Source organism: Labrys okinawensis, from assembly GCF_047345005.1.
GTDB classification, from domain to species: Bacteria; Pseudomonadota; Alphaproteobacteria; order Rhizobiales; family Labraceae; genus Labrys; species Labrys okinawensis.
Genome location: NZ_CP178864.1, coordinates 2,971,828 through 2,989,863 on the forward strand (window position 1 = coordinate 2,971,828; position 18,036 = coordinate 2,989,863).

The following is an 18,036-nucleotide window of genomic DNA, read 5'->3' on the forward strand; positions in this document are numbered from 1 at the left end:
TTCTGCGGTAGGGTTGTCAAGGTCCTTACCTGAATGATCCAAACCAGCCCCATCACATCATAGCGCGCCAACGGGTCCATCGGGTGCAGGCCAAACAGCCCATTCTCGCGCCAACCGAGTGGGTGTCTGCGAGGTGGGCAGCGAATGCCTGCTCTCACAAGTGGGGCGCAATTATATACGGGTATTGATCTAACCCAGTTTGTTTCAAAAACTTGATTACGACCTCGCGTGTCACACCACCATCCCAGCCCACCTCGATGAACGTCCGATCATGGCTCTCAAAGAGGAGATAGACATAGATCTCGCCATCGAAATCTATCTCACCTGGTAGAAACCAAGTTTCCCCCCATCCATCTTCGATCGTCATGTCAAAGCGACGACCGGTACTTCGCTCGATCTGATCCTTCGTCGCCGTTATCCCTGCGCAGAAATTTAAGTCACTCCGCATGCGTCTGTTGGCTGGAGTTATCGAGAGCTTGGAAACCGAGGGCGCGGGGGCACGAAATGAATGCAGCCAGCGGCCCAAAAATCGACGCATTTGATAACCGATCTCCGCGACAATTACCTGGAGGGACTTCGCAAAATACCGAGTTTTGTTCCGATTACTGAAGTAGCAAGCTGGAGAGCGAATATCAGAATGAGAAGAACTTTGATCACTAACAATTCGTGATTCATATTCCGACCGATTTTTTGCAAATCTTCCAATTAAAGCGGGACTTTTGCATCTGACTTCTGCAACCGCTCCACAACCACCAGCGCGTCATCCGGCAACGGCCGCTGCAGCGCCTTCGCCTCGCTCCACGGCGCTCGCAGACTGAATGCTGCCCGATGTACCATAGATCCTAGCTCTTCGATCTCACACGCAGCCCGAGCCGATATCCGGCGACTGCACAAAAAAGCCCGGCACATGGCCGGGCTCCGTCAAACGACCCCTTGGGAGGATCAGAACTTGTAGCTGACGCCGACGCGGACATCGTTCGTTTTGAAATCACGATCGATGAATCCGGTGGTCCCAACATTGGTCACGACGCCCGCCCGCTTGCTTCCGTAGTCGCTATAGCGATATTCAACGCGGGCAAGGATATGGTCCGTTATGGCGTATTCGAGGCCTGCACCAACGGTCCAGCCCGACAGCGTATCGCTGGTGGATGCCGCGGTTATACCGGTGAAGCCAGCCTTTTGATCGCCAAATGCATAACCGCCTGTCACGAAGGGTAGAAAGCGATCGAATGCATAGCCTAGCCGCAGACGTGCGGACCCGAACCAGTCCATCTTCGAGAAAGCTGAGTTTGCGGGAGCTACGCCAAAGCCGGGAACAATAATTGCTTCCCGGCCAGACTTGATTTCACCGCCGTTTATATCGGCTTCTGCACCGATTACGAAGCCACCGTCGAACTGGTAGTTATAGCCGGCAAAGCCACCGCCGAAGGCGCCGTCGCCGTTCGCCGACGACTTGCCGGCCAGGCTGCCATCGGGATTGATGAAGGTCAGGTCACTGTTCGACCAGCCGTATCCAGCCTGGGCACCGAGATAAAAGCCAGTCCAGCTATAGGGAATGTAGGCGGGAGCCGCCGGTTCAACGGGCGCCGGAGCGAGATCGGCAGCAAAGGCGGAAGTGACAGTCAATGCAACTACGGAAACGGCAAGAAGCAGCTTTTTCACGACGGCACCCCAGAAGAACATACCACAACCTCTGGCTAGGCGATTTACTGGAAAAATGCTGTAGCGCCACCGCAACAGTGACACTCAATGTGCACGATCGGCGACCCGATCGAGGATAATTCCGCCGAGGAGCGGGGTTAAGTTGGTCCAGAGGTCGCCGCGAGAATGTCAATCCGCTGCAGGAGATCGAACGCGCCGGCGAGTGGAAGGTTGCACCGAGGACGCCGCGCTTGACAAGCTAATCAGTCGGCCCAGTCTCGATCTGTAACGCGATCATGGAACGCAACAGATCGCTGATACAATGGGGAGGGGGCGGCAATGGAGTTCTGTGATTTCACTATTGGCCTGGAATTCTACACTGAAGCGGGCAAGTGGCGTTGCACCGACGTCGGCACTAGGACGATTTCTGCCATCCGCCTCGACAAGGTTTCTACCTCAGACGGCCACACCCTTGCTCAGGCGGACGCCGAAGCAGAGGGATGGTTTGACGGGCCGCCCTATGCGGCGGCCGAAGAATGCTTTGATGAGCATGACTTCGAGGGATGCTCGCTCGTCGCAAAGCGTCTGACAAAGTAGCGCTATATAGCTAGCCGGCAGTGGTCAGGCTTCCGCCACCAATCGCTTGGCCTCATGCAACGGCACGAATTGGTGAACCGTCAGCAGGTCGTAGCGGGCCAGCATACGCTTGAGCTGGAAACTCGCAGGGAGGCCAGGAACCCATTAGTCGGATCGCAATGGGCAATCGTTCCGCCAAAACCAGAAGGCGCTCCATCAACAGGGCGAGCCTTCCATGCCCCCTGGCTGTGGCCCCGGTGCCCTTGATCCATCTGTGAGATGGTGGGAGCGCACCGAGGGGTCAAGCTCGATGCGCTCCCGGACTAGGCTGAGGTCGTCTCCCTACCGGCGGTCCTTGGGTGACAAATCCAGAGGGGACTTCTGGGAGATGGCGCATTTCCCATGACTGACAGCCCGTCGCGCGAGTGATTGCATGAGCCGGCCACGGGTTCCCTGTTCCGGGGTTTGCTGAGCAAGGAATACAGCACTCGATCTGCGCTGCCGTGTTACTGTGACCAGGCTGAGGCTGTTCCAGCTTGTGGCCAACATAAGTATCGGGAGGACACGATGACGGCTGTAGTAGTGACCCACGCCGTGGGCGATATCGAACAGTGGCTCAAGGCCAACAACCGCGAGCGGCTGTTTCCTAATTTCTGTTCAAGCTATCGTATCTTCAAGCATGCCGGCGGAAAGGGCGTTTCTATCGTCGCTGAAGACGTGGACCTTGCCAAAATGCAGGCGCTGCTCAGTACGCCAGAGGCCGCTGCAGCAAAGGCAGAGGACACTGTCATCGATCCAATTGAAGTTTACATTGAGGTCGAAGGCGGAAAGTGAACGGAGTTCGCGATCGGCGGCGATAAGGAGTTCAGCCTCGCAGGCCTGTAGTCCCACTCGCGAGGCCACTCCTTGGTCGTCCCCGCACGAAAAAGCCGCCACCCTAGGGCAGCAGCTCAGCTTGCCATCTAAGCGGTAGGCAAGCCGCCAGAGCTTGCCTCCCTTAGGCTGAATGAATAGCTGAAGGCCGCCGCCGTCGGAAAGCTTCCTCAGCTTCTCACCTGGCTTGGCGTTACGCGCTGCCACGTCTGTCAAGGACATTTCTCTAGCCGCTGTTGGCACGCGAAATTGTTGGTATTGGCGCATCCCAGCAATCGCACCAACATTTTGCGTGAATACCAGCGGACAACGGCGAACACGAATGCACGCTTTAGAGCCCATTTTGGCGCTTAAGCGTTGATCTTTATAGCGATTTTGGATGAATACAAACACCTGTGAACAGGCGCATGGTGCCTAGGGGCGGAATCGAACCACCGACACTGCGATTTTCAGTCGCATGCTCTACCAACTGAGCTACCTAGGCATCCGGTCGAGTCAGCCGGGGCCGACGCGAGACGGCGGCTTATAGCTATGGGTTCTGGGGTTGTCCAGCCCTGTCGCCAAAAAAGTGACAGGGCTGTCAAAGTGGCTGCTGCGCCAAGGTGTTACGGGCGGAACAGGCGGCAAGAACTTGATAAATCCTCATTGCGGCCGGCCCGGCCCGCTCTTAGTGTGACGGCAGGGAGGGCCTTGCGAGCCTGGATGTGCCGCTTGCGTGTCACGCGGGGGTGCTAGCGTGGGCAAGGCTTTGGCGTGAATGAGGATTGGCAGCATGCTTGGCGAGACAGCACGCATCAACGGCGCCGTTCGGTATTTTGTACAACTCATGATTGTGCTCGCTTTGCTGGGTTGGCAGACTGCCATTCCGGCTCATGCGGCGCCGCCGTTCCAGGCCGAGAGCTATTCCTATGCGGCCGACAACTACAAGGACACGCTCGCCAAGCTCGCCAAGACCATGAAGAAGGGCCTGCCGCAGGTGCAGCAGGAACTGCAGGCAGCGGAGCAGGCCGACAATGCCCGCAACACGGCAGTGGCGGTGGAGCAGGTGCTGGCGCTCAGGCCCAATGATTTCGCGTCCTGGAAGCAGCTTGCCGATCTCCTTCTCGTCGCCGAGCCCTTCAACAGCCAGGACGGCTATGAGCTGCCCTACAAGGCGCTCGGCGCCTCGATCCGCGCCTATCAGCTCGCTTCGACCACGCAGGACAAGGCTGCCGCCCTGAACGACGTGGCGCAGGCCCTCGTCAAGCGCGAGGACTGGCGCCCGGCCCTGACCGCCTACCGGGCCAGCCTCGACCTCGTCGAGGACGCCACGATCCGCGATACCTATGAGCAGGTGCGCAAGGAGCATGGCTTCCGCATCACGGACTACACGGTGGAAAGCGATGCGCCGCAGCCACGGGTATGCTTCCAGTTCTCCGATCCGCTCTCCAACTCGGTCAGCGATTTCGCGCAATATTTCACCGAAGATCCCGGTCCGGTCTCGGCTGTGACTGTCGATGGCACCAAGCTTTGCGTAGAGGGTCTCAAGCACGGCGGAAGCTACAAGGTCACCGTGCGCCAGGGCCTGCCCTCGGCGGTGGACGAGAGTCTTCTCAAGGATGCCGATTACGAATTCTATGTGCGCGACCGCGCGCCTTCGGTGCAGTTCGTCGGCAAGTCCTATGTGCTGCCGCGCACCGGCCAGAACGGCATCCCGCTGGCTTCTGTCAACTCCAAGCAGGCCAAGCTGAAGCTCTATCGCGTGGGCGACCGCAGCCTGCTCTCGGCCGTGGCCGATTCGAGCTTCCTCGACCAGATCTATGGCTCGCAGGCCAGCGAGCTTGCCCGCAGCAAGGGCCAGAAGGTCTGGGAAGGCACGATGGACCTGGCGACCCCGCCGAACGAGGACGTAACCACTGCCTTCCCGGTGGATGAGGCGCTCGGCAAGATCGAGCCGGGTCTCTATGTGATGACGGCCCAGGCAGGCGAGGTGAGCAGCGACAAGGATGATGAGGATTCCGGCCAGCTCGCAACCCAATGGTTCGTGGTTTCCGACCTCGGCCTCTCCACGCTGAAAGGCAAGGACGGACTGCACGTCTTCCTGCGCTCGATCGCGACCGCCGAGGCGCTCGCCAATGTCACCGTGCGCCTGATCGCCCGTGACAACGAGATCCTCGGAACCGTGAAGACGGGCGCCGATGGCTCGGCCTGGTTCGACGCCGGCCTGACCAAGGGCACGGATGGCCAGGAGCCGGCGCTTGTCGTCGCCTCCGACGACAAGCAGGACTACGCCTTCATCGATCTCTCGCAGCAGGCCTTCGACCTCACGGATCGCGGCGTCACCGGGCGTGATCCGCCCGGCGCGGCCGATGCCTTCGTCTATGTCGAGCGCGGCGTGTACCGTCGCGGCGAGACCGTGCATGCCGCTGTGCTGCTGCGCGACGGCAACGCCAATTCGCTCGGCAATGTCCCGGTCACCCTGGTGGTGCAGCGCCCGGATGGCGTCGAATATTCGCGCACCGTGCTGAACGACCAGGGCGCCGGCGGGCGAACTTCGGATGTCCCGGTCATCTCCTCGGCCGCCAGCGGCACCTGGCGCGTTCAGGCCTATACCGATCCCAAGGGCGCGCCGGTGGGCGAGACCACCTTCCTGGTGGAAGACTATGTGCCTGACCGTATCGAGTTCGATCTCACCGCCAATGGCACGCGTATCGACCGCACCAGCGGCGCCAGCCTGAAAGTGGATGGGCGCTATCTCTTCGGTGCGCCCGCCGCGGGCCTGGACATCGAAGGCGATGTCTCCGTATCGGTCGACGACCAGCCTTTCCCGCAATGGAAGGACTATGCCTTCGGTCTGACGGATGAAAGCGTCGATGCGGTACAGAACACCATCGACGATCTCGCCCAGACCGACGACAAGGGCCATGCCGACTTCACCGTGCCGCTGCCCCAGTTGCCGACCACTACCCGGCCCTTGAAGGCCAACTTCACCATCCGCATGAAGGAAGGCGGCGGTCGTGGCGTGGTGCGCACCACCTCGCTGCCGATCGCCTCCGCTGGCGCGATGCTCGGCCTGAAGCCACGCTTCGACGACGGCACGGTGCCGGAGGGCCAGCAGGCTCTGTTCGAAGCCATTGCGGTCGACCCCCAGGGCGACCAAGTGGCCGCCAAGGGCGCGACCTGGACGCTCAAGCGCCTGAGCACGACCTATCAATGGTACAAGTCCGACAATCGCTGGAACTATGAAGCCGTGACCACGGCCCGCAAGGTGGGCGGCGGCACGGTCGATCTCCTCGCCGACAAGCCGGTGCAGATCGCCGCGCCGGTGCAGTGGGGCCAGTACCGCCTCGAGATCGCAGCCGATGGGCTCGCGTCCGCCTCCTCGAGCTTCTACGCCGGCTATTACACCAGCGAGAAGGCCGATACGCCCGACATGCTGCCGGTGGCGCTCGACCGCTCCAGCGTGAAATCCGGCGATACGCTGCAGGTGAAAATCGATGCGCGCTTCGCCGGCAAGGCCTCGGTGCAGGTGGTGGGCGAGAAGCTCCTTTCCTCGCAGCTGATCGATGTGCCAGCGAACGGTACGACGGTTCCCGTCACCGTCGGCAAGGATTGGGGCACCGGCGCCTATGTCGTCGTCACTCATTTCCGCCCCATGGACGTTGAGGCCAAGCGCATGCCCACGCGAGCCATAGGCCTCGCCTGGTTCGGCATCGACCGCAACGAGCGCACCCTGAAGGTCTCGCTCTCGCCAGTGGACACGATGAAGCCGCGCCAGCCTCTCAAGGTGCCGGTGAAGATCGAAGGCCTGAGCGGCGAGAAGGCCTATGTCACCTTGGCGGCCGTGGATGTCGGCATCCTGAACCTTACCGGTTACAAGCCGCCTGAACCGGAGAGCTACTACTACAACCAGAAGCGCCTCTCGGCCGAGCTGCATGACATCTATGGCCAGCTCATCGACGGCATGGAGGGCGTGCGCGGGCACATACGCACCGGTGGCGACGAGGGCGCCAATTTCAACAGCCCGCCTCCCACCCAGGCGCCACTTGCCCTGTTCTCCGGCATTGTCGAGGTCGCCTCCGACGGCACGGCGGAAGTCAATTTCGACATCCCGGCCTTCAACGGCACTGTACGCGTGATGGCGGTCGCCTGGACGCCAACCAAGGTCGGCCATGCCTCAGCTGACGTCATCGCGCGCGATCCGGTGGTGATTTCGGGCACGCTGCCGCGCTTTCTGGGCTCGGGCGACCAGTCACGCTTCCGGCTCGACCTCGTCAATGCCGAGGCGGCGCCGGGCGACTACACACTTGCCGTGAACGTCGACGGCCCCATCGGCGCCGCTCCGGCTGCACTCTACCAGACGGTGAAGATCGGGCCGGTCGGCTCGCGCACGCCGGTGAATATTCCCATCACCGCAACCGGTGTCGGCACGGCCAGGCTGGTGGCTTCGCTCGCCGGGCCAGGCAATGTCGCCATCGACCAGAGCTTCACGCTGGGTGTGCTGCCGGCCAATCCGCCGGTGACGCGCCGAGTTGTGCAGAACGTCGCGGCCAATGGCGGCGCCATCACGGTGAACTCGGATCTGGTGGCGGAGATGGTGCCGGGCACCGGGGCAGTCTCACTGTCCGTCGGGCCCTATTCGGCACTCGACGTGCCCAGCCTGATGCGCGATCTCGACCGCTATCCCTATGGCTGCTCGGAACAGCTCGTCAGCCGTGCGCTGCCCTTGCTCTATCTCGCCGAGCTCGGCGGCAACAATCTCGACCTCGACGGCACCGTGAAGGACCGCCTGGCCGATACGGTGCAGCGCCTGCTTGCCCGCCAGGACTCCAATGGCGCCTTCGGCCTGTGGAGCGCCGACAGCGGCGAACTCTGGCTCTCCGCCTATGTCACCGACTTCCTGCTGCGGGCCCGCGAGAAGGGCTTCGCAGTGCCCGAGCAGGCGCTCAACCAGGCGGTCGACTATCTGCGGAACCGCGTCGGCAACGCGCCAGAGGTGGAAGAGGGCAAGGGCGAGGATATCGCCTATGCGCTCTATACCCTGGCTCGGGCCGGCCGGGCGCCGGCCGGTGATCTGAAATATTTCGCCGACACGAAAATCGGCCAATTCGGCACAGCGATGGCGCGGGCGCAGATCGCGGCTGCGCTCGGCATGCTCGGCGACAAGCCGCGTGCCAACGAGGCCTTTGCCTCGGCCGCCGAGGCCCTTCAGGCTGAAGCTGCCGGGACCGTCTCGGGCTATCGGAATTATGGCTCACCGCTGCGCGACGCGGCCGCCATGGTAGCGCTGGCTGGCGATAGCGGGGCAGGAGCGCCGGTGATCAGGTCGGCGCTGCAGGTCATCACCGACGCCCGTGCCAAGACGCGCTACAGCTCGACCCAGGAGATGACCTGGATGGTGCTGGCGGCCCGTTCCGTGGTCGACCAGGCCCGCTCGATCGAGCTCAATGTCGATGGCTCGGCGCAGCAGGGCGCGTTCTACAAGGTCTATCGCGGTGGCGCGCTGGCGGCGCCCCATACGGTCAAGAATCCAAGCGCGACCCAGTTGCAGGCGGTGGTGGCGGTCTCCGGTTCGCCCACCGTGCCAGAGCCTCAATCCTCCAATGGCATGAACCTCACACGTGACTACTTCACGCTGGACGGCAAGCCCGCGGATCCCACCCGGGTACAGCAGAACACCCGTCTCGTGGTGGTGCTGAGTGCCGGCCGCCCCGGTGACGACCAGACCGGCAATTTCCTTCTCGTCGACCGGCTGCCCGCCGGCTTCGAGATCGAGAACCCGAACCTGGTCGCAACGGGCGAGACCGGCAGCCTGTCCTGGCTGAAGGACCTCACCGACGTGACCCATTCCGAGTTCCGCGACGACCGTTTCGTCGCCGCGTTCACGGATCAGGCGATGAAGGTTGCCTATATCGTCCGGGCCATCGCCCCCGGCCATTACACGCTGCCTGGGAGCACCGTGGAAGACATGTACCAGCCCGATCGGAATGCCACGCTGGCAACAACGACGATGAGCGTCACGGAAAGGTGAGGGGATAGAGGGACCATGGGCAACGGTCTTGTCGCTTCCCGGATGAGGCGTCATTCCGGGCGACCGTATCCTCACAAGCTTTTGCTTGTGAGTGGAGACCCGGAATCCGTGAACGCTGTCCTTCGAGGATTGAGTTCATGGGATCCGGCGTTCCCACTTGCAGGCATGCTTGTGGGGATCGCTCCGGCCGGAATGACGCCGTTTCGCCTCGCTGGTTTTCGAAGCTCTGCTCCATGACCACTCGCCGCACCCACATCCTCTGTGCTCTCTTTTTCACGGCGATCATTGTCGTGAATGCTGGCGGCTTCGCGCTCTCCGAGGCCCTTCGCCGTCTCGGCCCGGTACCTCTGGGCGAGGCCATCACCTATTCCCCCCTGGTGGTGGATCGCGATGGCAGGTTGCTGCGCCCTTTCACCACGGCGGATGGGTACTGGCGCCTGCCTGCCAAGCCCGAGGAGGTAGACCGGCGCTACATCTCGATGCTGGTTGCCTATGAGGACAAGCGCTTCTACTCCCATCACGGCGTCGATCCGGTGGCCTTGCTGCGCGCGAGCTGGCAGATGCTGCGCCATGGCCACATCGTTTCAGGCGGTTCGACCCTGACCATGCAGGTTGCGCGCCTCCTGGAGCCGCGCCCGAGCCGTACATTTGCCGACAAGGCCGCCGAGATGATCCGGGCGGTCCAGATCGAGAGCCGGCTCAGCAAGGAGCAGATCCTGCAACTTTATCTCGCGCTGGCGCCTTATGGCGGCAATCTCGAGGGTGCACGGGCCGCCTCGCTCGCCTATTTCGGCAAGGAGCCCAAGCGCTTGTCGACGGCCGAGGCGGCCATGCTGGTCGCCTTGCCGCAGGCGCCCGAGACGCGCCGGCCCGACCGGTCGCCGGCGGTGGCCAAGGCGGCGCGTAATCGGGTGCTGACCCTGCTCGCAGGCAAGGGCGTCATCAATGCGGACCAGGCCAAGGCCGCTTCCCTTGAAGCCGCACCCCAGGGTCGCAGGCTCTTCCCGATCCTCGCCGCCCATGTGGCGGAACGCTTCGCCCGCCAGGATCAGGCTAGGGCACAGAAGGCCAGCCTCATCGAGACGACCACGATCTCCCGCTTCCTGCAGGAGCAGCTCGAGAACCTGGCGCGCGAGCGCGCCACAGCGCTCGGCGGCGGCGTCTCGGTCGCGATCATCGCCGTCGACAACGCCACCGGCGAGGTGCGCGCGCACGTCGGGGGCGTCGGCTATTTCGACAAGGCGCGAGCCGGCCAGATCGATCTGGCCGAAAGCCTGCGTTCGCCCGGTTCCACGCTGAAGCCCTTCATCTATGGCCTCGCCTTCGAAGACGGCCTGGCCCATCCCGAGACGCTGGTCGACGACAGGCCGGCCCGCTTCGGCATCTACAAGCCCGAGAATTTCGACGATGCATTCCAGGGCACGGTGACCATGCGCCGCGCTCTGCAGCAGTCGCTCAACGTGCCGGCGGTGATGCTGTTGAATTCCGTGGGGCCGACCCGGTTGATCGCACGCCTGAAGAACGCCGGCGCCGAGCCGGAACTGCCCGTCGATGCCGCGCCTGGCCTTGCCGTGGGCCTGGGCGGGGCAGGGGTGAAGCTCACCGATCTCGCCACGCTCTATCTCGCACTCGCGCGCGACGGCGAGGCGCTGCCCTTGATCTGGCGGCCGCAGGACCGGGCTCTTGCCGTGCAGCCTCACCGCCTCTTCGAGCAGGCGGCGGCCTGGCAGGTCGGCAATGTGCTGATCGGCGCACCGCCGCCGGAGAACGCCATCGCGGGGAAGATCGCCTACAAGACCGGCACGTCCTATGGCTATCGTGATGCCTGGGCGGTGGGCTATGACGGCGCCAACACGGTTGCGGTCTGGGTCGGCCGGCCGGATGGCGCGCCGGTGTCGGATCTCATCGGCCGCAAGGCAGCGGCGCCGATCCTGTTCGACGCCTTCCAGCGCATCAGCGAGAAGCGCACACCGCTGCTGCCGCCGCCGCCCGGTGTGGTCTTCGCCCGTACCGCGGACCTGCCGCCCGCCCTGCAGCGCTTCCGCCCTGGCAGCTTGCCGGAAGTTGCGACCTCCGGCCCGGGGGATGCGCCGCTGGCGATTTCCTTCCCGCCTGATGGCGCGCGCGTGGACATCTCGTCGGGCGAGCCCGATGCCACGCTCGCCCTCAAGGCCATGGGCGGCGCACCGCCCTTCACCTGGCTCGCCGACGGCCTGCCGATCGCCATCGGCGAAGAGCGGCGCGAGGCGGTGTGGGACAATCCCGGCAAGGGCTTTGCGCGGCTTTCGGTGATCGACGCGAAGGGGCACACTGCCAGCGTGCAGATCAGGCTGGAATGACGCTGGGAGCGCGGACGTCCTCGTCCACCTCTTGGAAACGATGCGCCCGCGGAAAAGGAAGGGGCGGGCAGGATGTCCGCGCTCCCCGCATTACCGCGGGCCGCCTTTGCGCAGCATCTCCAGCGCTTCCATTCGCGCCCTCGACAGCTCCCACAGCGACTTCGTCGCGCCGGCGATGAGGGCTTCCACCACTGCCAGGATGGCAGTATTCGAATCCCAGTTCGAAGGCGCCGCGGTCCGTGCCGAGATCACGTGGCGGGCAAGCCGGGCGATGGGCGAGAGCCACTGGTCGGTGAAGAGCACGATGGTGGCTCCGCGCTCGGCCGCTTCCTGCGCGAGCAGGATGATGTCGTCCTGGTAGCGGCGGATATCGAAGACGATGAGCACGTCGCGCTTGCCGAAATCGATCACCTGGTCGCGCCATGTTGCGGCCTGGCCCTCGACCAGCGTCACATCCGGGCGGATCACCCGCAGGTGCCGCACCGCATAGAGCGCGATCGCCTCGGTGAGGCGGCCGCCCACGATGTGAAGCCGCCGCTTGGTATCCGTCATGATGGCAAGAATTGCTTCGAATTCAGCGGGCGCGACCGATTCGAAAGTCTGCTTGACATTGGCCAGCACGGCCGCGGCGAAGCTCGAAAGCGGGGTGGCGCTGGCGGCCTCCTGCGATCGCTTCATCAGTGGAGACTGCAGCTGTGCCTCCAGTTCCTCCTTCAGATGGCGCTGGAAGTCGGCATAGGCGCCGAAGCCGAGACGGGCGATAAACCGCAGGATCGAGGGCGCCGAAACGCCGGCCCGAGCGGCAAATTGTGCAACAGTTTCAAGGCCTGCAAAGGGATAGTTCGACAAGAGCACGTGAGCGGCCCGCCGCTCGGTTGGCGTTAGGTCACCAAGCCGGCTGCGGATCAGCGTCGCGAGGGTCTCGTCGCCTGTGGCGGTCACCTGATCCGGCTCTGTCATCATCGCGCGGCTCCGTCTCAAAAGGTACGAAACCGAGGTTGGCGGTTATTTTCGTAATTGACAAGTCGGGCGATGCTGTACTCACTATAACACAGTCTTCAAGTTCTTGGCCGGACGTAACGAATGTTAGACTCTCTTACTGAGATGGCTGCCATCGCTGTCGTCGACAATGCCGACGGGGCCGGCCCCTATGTCATCGTCTGCGAGCATGCCTCCAACTTCATACCGGCACGCTTCGGCAATCTCGGTTTGCCGGAGACCGAACTGCAGCGCCATATCGCCTGGGATCCCGGCGCGCTCGGTGTAGCGCGCGTGCTGGCGCGGGAGCTCGATTCGCCGCTGGTCTCCTGTGCGGTCAGCCGCCTGTTGATCGACTGCAACCGTGATCCTTCCGTATTTGACGCCATCACGGCCAAGAGCGAAGATACGGTCATTCCCGGCAATGCCGGGCTTTCGCCTGAGGAGCGCCAGGCGCGCGTGAGAGACATCTACGAGCCTTTCCATGCCGGTGTTGCAGCCGTGGTGGCCGCCAAGCGAGCGAAGGGGCCTGTCGCTGTTATCGGTATCCACAGTTTCACACCGGTATATAATGGCGCGGAGCGCCCCTGGCATATCGGCATCCTGTTCGATCGCGACGAGAGCCTGTCTGCCCCGATGCTGGCCGCGCTGCGCCGCGATGCCGCCATCGTCGTCGGCGCCAACGAGCCCTACAGTCCCGGCGACCGGGTCTACCACACGCTCGATCGCCACGGCCAGAGCCAGGGGCTGGCGAGCGTCATGGTGGAGATCCGCAACGATCTCCTTAGGACACCGAAGCAGGAAGCAGCGTGGGGCACAAAACTTGCCTCCATTCTCAAAGGCATCGCATTTCAGGAGGGAATCCCTCAAAAATGAGAGCTGGCTAACCGGCCAGGGACGTAACGATCTGAAAGATACTACCCATCCTCACAAAACGATAAGTCGGGGGACTTACAATGAGTGGATCGACTGACGAGGACGTAAAGGTCCTCCATTCCATGGGCTACGCACAGGAGTTGGCACGCCGCATGGGCGGATTTTCCAACTTCGCCATCTCCTTCTCCATCATCTGCATCCTGGCCGGCGGCATCACGTCGTTCCCGCTCGCCATGGGTACGGGCCTTGGCTTCGAGGCCACCATCGGCTGGGTCGTCGGTGGCGTCTTCGCGCTTGTTGTCGCGGCTTGTCTTGGCCAGATCGGGTCGGCCTATCCAACGGCCGGCGGCCTCTATCACTGGTCGTCGATCCTTGGTGGACGCGGTTGGGGCTGGGCCACGGCCTGGATCAACCTGCTCGGCCTGATCTTCGTCGTCGCGTCGGTCAACGTCGGCGTGTGGCAGTTGTTCCGGGATCTCGTCCTTGCCGGCGTCTTCCATGTCGACGTTACCAACTGGACGGCCGTGAGCGATCCTCTACCCAGCGGAATGACCGCTGATCAGGCTGCTGCCATCAACAGCTCGGCCTACTATACGCAGGTTGTTGCCGTGTCCCTGATCACCATTGTCCAGGCCCTGATCAACCATTTCGGCATCAAGCTCACCACGCTGCTGACCGACTTCTCCGGCTATCTCATCCTGGTCGTCGCCGTGGTTCTGACGGCGACATTCCTGATCTGGGGCGGCCACTGGGATTTCTCCCGCATCACCACTTTCGTCAATACCACGGGTGATCCTGGCGGTGGCTATGTTCCCTCGCCGCGCCCTGTGATCATCGCCTTCCTCATCGGCCTGCTCTACCCGCTTTATACGATCACGGGTTTCGACGCTTCGGCTCATACTTCCGAGGAAACGCAGAATGCTCGCGTGGCGGTGCCGCGCGGCATGATCCATTCGGTATTCTGGTCGCTGGTCTTCGGTCTCGCGATGGCCGTGTCCTTCGTGATGGCCAGCCCGGATCTTGCCCAGACGGCCAAGGATGGCGCCGCCGCCTGGTTCAACCTGTTCAGCAATCTTCCGGCGCCCGGCATCCTCAAGGATATCCTGGCCATCGGCATCGTGATTGCCAACTTCATCTGCGCCCTGGCCGGACTGACCTCGACCTCGCGCATGATCTACGCCTTTGCGCGTGATGGCGGCTTGCCCGGTTCCTCGGTCTGGAAGGGTGTGAGCCCGACCTGGCGTACGCCCGTTGCCGCCATCTGGCTCGGCGCAGTTCTCTCGGTCGCGGCGACGCTTTACTCACCCGCTTTCGCGGCGCTGGCGGCCGGGTGCGCTTTGTTCCTCTATGTCTCCTACGCCATGCCGATTGCGGCAGGCCTGCTCGCCGAAGGCAAGACCTGGACGGAATTCGGCCCGTTCCGCCTTGGCGTCTGGTCGAAACCACTCGGTATCATCGCGGTTCTTGGTGTTCTGGTCCTGATGTATGCCGGCATCCAGCCGCCCTTCGACATCCTGATCAACTACGCCATCGGCCTCGTGGTGCTTCTCCTGGTGCTGTGGTTCGGCGTCGAGGCGCGGCGCTTCAAGGGGCCGCCGATCGGGGCCGACATCGCCAGGCGTGCCAGCGAAATCGCGCAGGCCGAAAAGGCCGTCGGCGAGACGGCTTGACGGTAGCAACTGGCCGGCTCCGCTTTGTGCCGGGGCCGGCCTTTTCATTGCAGCTTCACGAACACTCCAGACAGTCGGGAACAGGCGGACTATGGCAGCCCCAGCGAGACCCAAGAATGCAGCCGAAGCGATTGCGTATGTGCGTGAGAAGGGCTTTGCGGACGTAAAGGTCGGCGTCTTCGATATCGACGGCGTCTTTCGCGGCAAATATATGGCTCGCGACAAGTTCGAAAGCTCGCTCGAAAAGGGCTTCGGCTTCTGCAATGTGGTGCTCGGCTGGGACTCCAACGACCAGCTCTACGACAACACCTCCTTCGCCGGCTGGCACAACGGCTACCGCGATGCGGAGGCTCGGTTCGCGCCGGAGACGATGCGCACCATCCCCTTCGAGAACGGCATTCCGCTCTTCATCGGCGAGTTCGCCGGCGAGGCCGAAGCCTATTGCCCGCGCGGCACGCTGCGCCGCGTGCTCTCCCGCGCCGCCGACATGGGCTACAAGGTTTCGGCTGCGGCTGAGTTCGAATTCTTCGTCTTCGACGAGACGCCGGACAGCGTGCGCGAGAAGCGGTACCGCAATCTCAAGAACATCACGCCCGGTTTCTTCGGCTATTCCATGCTGCGCGCCGGCGTACACGCCGAATTCTATCAGGATCTCCTGGAGATGTGCCGCGAGATGGACATGGAGATCGAGGGTCTCCATACCGAAACAGGCCCGGGCGTGCTCGAGGCGGCCCTGAGGGTGGATGAGGCCCTGGCCATGGCCGACAAGGCGGCCCTGTTCAAGACTTTCACCAAGATCCTCGCCCAGAAGCGTGGCTGGATGACGACCTTCATGGCCAAGTGGTCGCATGACTGGCCCGGACAATCCGGCCATCTGCATTCCTCGCTCACCAGCCTTAAATCGGGCAAGGGCGCGTTTTACGACAAGGCGAAGCCTCATCAGATGTCGGACGAGATGCGCTGGTATGTCGGCGGCCAGCAGGCGCTGATGCCGGAATTGCTGGCGATGATCGCCTGCACGGTGAATTCCTACACCCGCCTCATCCCCGGCTTCTGGGCGCCGACCGACGCGAGCTGGGGCGTGGAGAACCGCACTTGCGCGCTGCGCGTCATTCCGGGCTCGGAAAAGTCGCAGCGGGTCGAGTATCGCGTGGCGGCGGCCGACATCAATCCCTATATCGCCCTGGCGGCGGCCATCGGTTCGGGCCTGTGGGGCATCGAAAACAGGATCGAGCCGGACGCGCCGGTGCAGGGATCCGCCTATGACAAGAAGTTCCCCAAGGTTCGCCACTTGCCGCGCAGCCTGTGGGAAGCCGCCCAGCGCCTCAAGGCGTCCAAGGCAGCGCGCTCCTTGTTTGGCGATGCCTTTGTCGAGCACTATGCCGCCACGCGGGAATGGGAGGAGCGCGAGTTCCGCCGTACCATCTCAGACTGGCAGCTGGAGCGCTATTTCGAGATCATATAGATATTCCGGGTGCACGGGCATCCTGCCCGTTCTTGCTCCGGTGCCATCGGCGAAAAGGAAGAACGGGCAGGATGCCCGTGCACCCGGTCCTACCAAGGTTCCCAAACATGTCCGATATCGTCTGTATTTCTCCCATCGACGGCAAGGAGCTGGTGCGTCGTCCGGCCGCGAGCGCCGCCGAGATCGACAGCGCGCTTAAGGCCGCCCGCGCGGCCCAGAGGGAATGGCGCAAGCTCTCCATCGAAGAGCGCAGCGCGTACGTGCTGAAGTTCCTCGACATCATGCTGGGCATGAACCAGGAGGTCGTGCCCGAGCTTGCGCAGCAAATGGGCCGGCCGGTGCGCTATGGCGGCGAGTTCCGTGGCTTCGAGGAGCGGGTGCGCTACATGGTACGCATCGCCGGCGATAGTCTGGCGCCCACCATCCCCGATGACGACCGGCCCGGTTTCAAGCGCATGATCAAGCGCGAGCCGCTTGGCGTGGTCTTCGTGGTGGCGCCCTGGAACTATCCTTTCATGACGGCGGTGAACACCGTCGCGCCCGCCCTGATCGCCGGCAATGCCGTGATCCTCAAACATGCCGCGCAGACCATCCTGGTGGGCGAGCGCTTCCAGAAAGCGATGGACGCGGCGGGCCTGCCCAAGGGCGTGTTCCAGAACCTGGTGCTCACCCATGAACAGACCAGCGACATGCTCTCCAAGGGGCTGGTCGACCACACCAATTTCACGGGCTCCGTCGCCGGTGGTCAGGCGATCGAGCGGGCGGCAGCCGGCACTTTCATGTCACTTGGCCTCGAACTTGGCGGCAAGGATCCGGCCTACGTAAGGGCTGATGCCAATGTCGAGCATGCCATCGAGAATCTCGTCGACGGCGCCTTCTACAATTCCGGCCAGTGCTGCTGTGGCATCGAGCGCATCTATGTGCATGAGAGCCATTATGACCGCTTCGTCGATGGCTTCACCGCGCTCACCAGCCAGTACGTGCTGGGCAATCCGCTGGATGAGAAGACCACGCTGGGCCCGATGGCCAATGTTCGCTTTGCCGGTTGGGTGAGGAAGCAGACCGTCGAAGCGATCGCCAAGGGCGCCAAGGCCCATATCGACACCACCAGATATGGAGCCGATGTCGGCAACACCGCCTATCTCGCTCCGCAGGTCCTCACCCGGGTCGATCACTCGATGTCGGTGATGATGGAGGAGAGCTTCGGCCCGGTCGTCGGCATCATGAAGGTGAGTTCCGACGAGGAGGCGATCAAGCTGATGAACGACTCGCCCTACGGCCTCACCGCGGCGATCTGGTCGCAGGATCTCGACGCAGCGGAGCGTATCGGTGGCGAGATCGAGACCGGCACCGTGTTCATGAACCGCTGCGACTATCTCGATCCCGGCCTGACCTGGACGGGCGTGAAGGACACCGGCCGTGGCACGGGCCTCTCCCGCCTGGGCTATGAGTCACTGACGCAGCCCAAGAGCTATCATCTGAGGACGATCTGATCCTTCCTGGGATCGCAGGCATCCCTGCCTGCCTTTGGAACCGCGGCGTTTCAAGGAAGGGCAGGCTACCGTTACAATCATCATGATGATTGTAACTGAGATACCTGCGATCCCA

10 protein-coding genes, 1 tRNA gene and 1 pseudogene are annotated in these 18,036 nt (G+C 62.9%); 8 read left to right on the forward strand and 4 right to left on the reverse strand.

Annotation, left to right across the window (positions count from 1 at the left end):
- Window positions 1-942 precede the first annotated feature (942 nt).
- Entirely contained in the window at window positions 943-1,662 is a 720-nt protein-coding gene (locus tag ACMDCR_RS13820) for an outer membrane protein (RefSeq protein WP_413993079.1), read from the reverse strand.
- Window positions 1,663-1,980: 318 nt separating this feature from the next.
- Here ACMDCR_RS13820 and ACMDCR_RS13825 point away from each other — a divergent pair, with 318 nt between their 5' ends.
- Window positions 1,981-2,238: a hypothetical protein gene (locus tag ACMDCR_RS13825; protein ID WP_413993080.1), complete on the forward strand. Its 258-nt coding sequence runs from the start codon at window positions 1,981-1,983 to the stop codon at window positions 2,236-2,238.
- 546 nt (window positions 2,239-2,784) lie between these two features.
- Window positions 2,785-3,051, forward strand: a complete 267-nt coding sequence (locus ACMDCR_RS13830) for a hypothetical protein (RefSeq protein WP_413993830.1) — start codon at window positions 2,785-2,787, stop codon at window positions 3,049-3,051.
- Window positions 3,052-3,231: 180 nt separating this feature from the next.
- Here ACMDCR_RS13830 and ACMDCR_RS13835 read toward each other — a convergent pair.
- Together ACMDCR_RS13835 and ACMDCR_RS13840 are read right to left on the reverse strand one after the other, a co-directional pair.
- A pseudogene (locus tag ACMDCR_RS13835) lies at window positions 3,232-3,432 on the reverse strand (hypothetical protein); the annotation flags it as partial.
- 66 nt (window positions 3,433-3,498) lie between these two features.
- Window positions 3,499-3,574: transfer RNA gene (locus ACMDCR_RS13840), tRNA-Phe, on the reverse strand.
- Between the two features lie 288 nt (window positions 3,575-3,862).
- On the opposite strand from ACMDCR_RS13840, the gene ACMDCR_RS13845 reads away from it, so the two are divergent.
- The gene (locus tag ACMDCR_RS13845) at window positions 3,863-9,100 is read left to right on the forward strand and encodes an MG2 domain-containing protein (protein WP_413993081.1); all 5,238 of its coding nucleotides are present in this window, start codon (window positions 3,863-3,865) and stop codon (window positions 9,098-9,100) included.
- Between the two features lie 233 nt (window positions 9,101-9,333).
- Window positions 9,334-11,439, forward strand: a complete 2,106-nt coding sequence (gene pbpC, locus ACMDCR_RS13850; RefSeq protein ID WP_413993082.1) for a penicillin-binding protein 1C — start codon at window positions 9,334-9,336, stop codon at window positions 11,437-11,439.
- 90 nt (window positions 11,440-11,529) lie between these two features.
- On the opposite strand, the gene ACMDCR_RS13855 is transcribed toward pbpC, so the two are convergent.
- Window positions 11,530-12,402: a MurR/RpiR family transcriptional regulator gene (locus ACMDCR_RS13855; protein ID WP_413993083.1), complete on the reverse strand. Its 873-nt coding sequence runs from the start codon at window positions 12,400-12,402 to the stop codon at window positions 11,530-11,532.
- A 120-nt stretch (window positions 12,403-12,522) separates the two neighbouring features.
- Here ACMDCR_RS13855 and ACMDCR_RS13860 point away from each other — a divergent pair, with 120 nt between their 5' ends.
- The 4 genes from ACMDCR_RS13860 (at window position 12,523) to ACMDCR_RS13875 (ending at window position 17,921) form a co-directional block, all read left to right on the forward strand.
- Entirely contained in the window at window positions 12,523-13,293 is a 771-nt protein-coding gene (locus tag ACMDCR_RS13860) for an N-formylglutamate amidohydrolase (RefSeq protein WP_413993084.1), read from the forward strand.
- Between the two features lie 80 nt (window positions 13,294-13,373).
- Window positions 13,374-14,963 carry an amino acid permease gene (locus ACMDCR_RS13865; protein WP_413993085.1) on the forward strand — a complete coding sequence of 530 codons (1,590 nt, stop codon included), beginning with the start codon at window positions 13,374-13,376 and terminating at the stop codon, window positions 14,961-14,963.
- Window positions 14,964-15,054: 91 nt separating this feature from the next.
- Window positions 15,055-16,428 carry a glutamine synthetase family protein gene (locus tag ACMDCR_RS13870; protein WP_413993086.1) on the forward strand — a complete coding sequence of 458 codons (1,374 nt, stop codon included), beginning with the start codon at window positions 15,055-15,057 and terminating at the stop codon, window positions 16,426-16,428.
- Between the two features lie 107 nt (window positions 16,429-16,535).
- Window positions 16,536-17,921 carry an aldehyde dehydrogenase family protein gene (locus ACMDCR_RS13875; RefSeq protein WP_413993087.1) on the forward strand — a complete coding sequence of 462 codons (1,386 nt, stop codon included), beginning with the start codon at window positions 16,536-16,538 and terminating at the stop codon, window positions 17,919-17,921.
- The last annotated feature ends 115 nt before the right edge of the window (window positions 17,922-18,036 follow it).

Bases quoted from the DNA above. Each gene is read 5' to 3' on its own strand.
- ACMDCR_RS13845 (WP_413993081.1), top strand. From the start codon at position 3,863: ATGCTTGGCGAGACAGCACGCATCAACGGCGCCGTTCGGTATTTTGTA.
- ACMDCR_RS13865 (WP_413993085.1), top strand. From the start codon at position 13,374: ATGAGTGGATCGACTGACGAGGACGTAAAGGTCCTCCATTCCATGGGC.
- ACMDCR_RS13875 (WP_413993087.1), top strand. From the start codon at position 16,536: ATGTCCGATATCGTCTGTATTTCTCCCATCGACGGCAAGGAGCTGGTG.
- ACMDCR_RS13860 (WP_413993084.1), top strand. From the start codon at position 12,523: ATGTTAGACTCTCTTACTGAGATGGCTGCCATCGCTGTCGTCGACAAT.
- ACMDCR_RS13870 (WP_413993086.1), top strand. From the start codon at position 15,055: ATGGCAGCCCCAGCGAGACCCAAGAATGCAGCCGAAGCGATTGCGTAT.
- pbpC (WP_413993082.1), top strand. From the start codon at position 9,334: ATGACCACTCGCCGCACCCACATCCTCTGTGCTCTCTTTTTCACGGCG.
- ACMDCR_RS13855 (WP_413993083.1), bottom strand. From the start codon at position 12,402: ATGATGACAGAGCCGGATCAGGTGACCGCCACAGGCGACGAGACCCTC.
- ACMDCR_RS13830 (WP_413993830.1), top strand. From the start codon at position 2,785: ATGACGGCTGTAGTAGTGACCCACGCCGTGGGCGATATCGAACAGTGG.
- ACMDCR_RS13825 (WP_413993080.1), top strand. From the start codon at position 1,981: ATGGAGTTCTGTGATTTCACTATTGGCCTGGAATTCTACACTGAAGCG.